This is a genomic window from Chitinophaga sp. (genome assembly GCF_035564935.1).
GTDB lineage: Bacteria > Bacteroidota > Bacteroidia > Chitinophagales > Chitinophagaceae > Chitinophaga.
The window spans coordinates 1-2,325 of sequence record NZ_DATMTE010000940.1; the positions used below are offsets into that span (position 1 = coordinate 1).

General features: G+C 47.5%; 3 protein-coding genes. All 3 read left to right on the forward strand.

Features of this window, described 5'->3' with window-relative positions; translation table 11 throughout:
• Positions 1-193, forward strand: a 193-nt coding sequence (locus tag VN105_RS24445) for a ribonuclease P protein component (protein WP_325645170.1), incomplete at its 5' end; no start/stop codon positions are given.
• A 106-nt stretch (positions 194-299) separates the two neighbouring features.
• Positions 300-530, forward strand: coding sequence for a membrane protein insertion efficiency factor YidD (gene yidD / locus VN105_RS24450; protein ID WP_079471177.1), 231 nt, complete (start codon positions 300-302; stop codon positions 528-530).
• 46 nt (positions 531-576) lie between these two features.
• On the forward strand, positions 577-2,250 hold the full coding sequence (locus tag VN105_RS24455) for a S41 family peptidase (RefSeq protein WP_325645172.1): 1,674 nt from the start codon (positions 577-579) through the stop codon (positions 2,248-2,250).
• Positions 2,251-2,325: the final 75 nt, after the last annotated feature.

The window sequence follows — 2,325 nt, forward strand, 5'->3', positions numbered from 1 at the left end:
AGACCGGAACCGCATCAAACGCCTGGGCCGCGAAGCCTGGCGGCTCCAGAAGGAGGAATTGTACAACCATCTCCGGTCGGAATCAAGACAGCTCGCTGTTTTCCTCATCTACACCGATAAAAAAATCGCTGATTTTTCTACCCTGAAAGACAAAATTTCGGTAATTTTAAAGAAGCTGCAAACCAGCGTTTAGCACCCGCAGTTAGCTTTGGCTGATGGCAGCGAAACCGGTATTCAACATTCCGTTGAATAAACCACTATTTTTTACTGGCTTAAAGCTGACTGCTAAAAAGCTGCTTATGAACCGTGTTGTGCGCTGGCTTAGTTTTCCTTTTATCTTCCTGATAAAAATTTATCAATGGTTTATCTCGCCCCTCCTGGGCAGTAAATGCCGCTATACGCCCACCTGCTCACAATACGGGCTGGAAGCATTTAAAAAATATGGCCCCTTTAAAGGTGGCTATCTCACCATAAAGCGTATCTTGTCGTGCCACCCCTGGGGTGGGCATGGATATGACCCGGTGCCGTAACCATCAACATTGCCAACTAACATCATTCATCTTATATACTCGTTGCATGCGTGCATTTTTCAATAAAAGAAGAAAACTGACAGCAGCATTGCTGCTGATCATCACCACCGCAGGGATCTTTGCTTTCAATGAAAACGATAAATACTTCCAGATAGCTAAAAACCTGGACATATTTGCCGCTTTCTACCGGGAGCTGAATACTTACTATGTTGATGATCTGCCCCCTGAAAAAGTGATGCGGAAAGGCATTGAGGCCATGCTGGAAGAAACAGACCCCTTTACGGATTTCGTTTCCGAAGAAAACCTGGACGACCTTAAATTCATGGCTACCGGCAAATACGGCGGGGTAGGCGCTTCCATCAACACCAACGGTGAATGGACCGCCATCACAGATGTGTACGAAGGCAGCCCCATGGACAAAGCCGGCGTAAAACCGGGCGATATCATTGTGAGCATGAATGGCAAATCCAGCAAAAATGTAGCCCAGGAAGACATTAGCCGGCAGCTGAAAGGCGCGGCAGGCACCCCGCTGGACATGGTGTTCCGCAACCCGGTAACCGGCGTGGAAACCCCTAAAAAGATCGTCCGCGAGGAAATTAATGTAAAAGCAGTAAGCTATGCCGGCATCCTGAAAAATGATATCGGCTACATTAAAATGACCCAGTTCACCGAAAATAGCGGCGCCATGGTACGCCAGGCAGTGGAACAACTGAAGCGAACCAACCCCGCCTTAAAAGGAATGATACTGGACCTGCGCGGCAACCCCGGCGGATTACTGGATGAAGCCGTTGTAGTAGCCAACATTTTTGTTGATAAAAATAAACTCATTGTTAGCACCAAAGGAAAAGTGAAGAACTGGGATCGCAATTATGAAACTTCCGAACAGCCGGTAGATCTTCATATCCCGTTAACCGTACTTACCAATCATTCATCTGCCTCCGCCGCTGAAATAGTAGCCGGCAGCATCCAGGACCTCGACCGGGGACTGGTTATAGGACAACGCTCCTATGGAAAAGGACTGGTGCAAACCACCCGGCAGCTGCCCTACAATACCAAACTGAAAGTAACTACCGCTAAATACTATACGCCAAGTGGCCGCTGCATCCAGGCCATCGACTACTCTCACCGTAACGATGATGGCAGTGTGGACTATGTGCCGGATTCCCTGCGTAAATCATTTACCACCGCCGGCGGCCGCGCGGTGAAAGATGGAGGCGGTATTGAACCCGATGCAAAGGTGGATCCTACCTACATCAGCCAGGTAGCTATTACGCTGCTCCGTAAACAATTCATCTTTGATTACGCTACCACCTATTATTACAATCATCCGAAAATAGCTGCTGCAGGGTCTTTTGCCCTATCGGAAAGCGACTTCGAAGATTTTGAACACTATCTCGACAACAAAGATTACAGCTATAAAACACGTAGCGAAGAAGCTCTCGACTCTTTCAAAAGCACGGCAAAAAAAGAAAAATACTATGATGCTATTGCGAAAGAGCTGGAGACACTGGAAACAAAAATGAAACACGATAAAAAACAGGACCTGCTGAAGAATAAAACAGAGATAAAGCGGCTACTGGAAGAAGAAATCGTAAACCGGTATTACCTGCAGAGAGGCCGTATCATCAGGTCGCTGGAATGGGACAACGAGGTAAACACCGCGGCCGATCTGCTGCATAACCCGTCAAAATATAAACAGCTGCTTGCTGCGGCGAAGTAATAGCCCGCATCCCGGTATAAATTATTTTCAATGAAGCCTGCAAATAAACCCCGCGCATCTGCCGGGATTTGTTTG

Bases quoted from the DNA above. Each gene is read 5' to 3' on its own strand.
- yidD (WP_079471177.1), top strand. From the start codon at position 300: ATGAACCGTGTTGTGCGCTGGCTTAGTTTTCCTTTTATCTTCCTGATA.
- VN105_RS24455 (WP_325645172.1), top strand. From the start codon at position 577: ATGCGTGCATTTTTCAATAAAAGAAGAAAACTGACAGCAGCATTGCTG.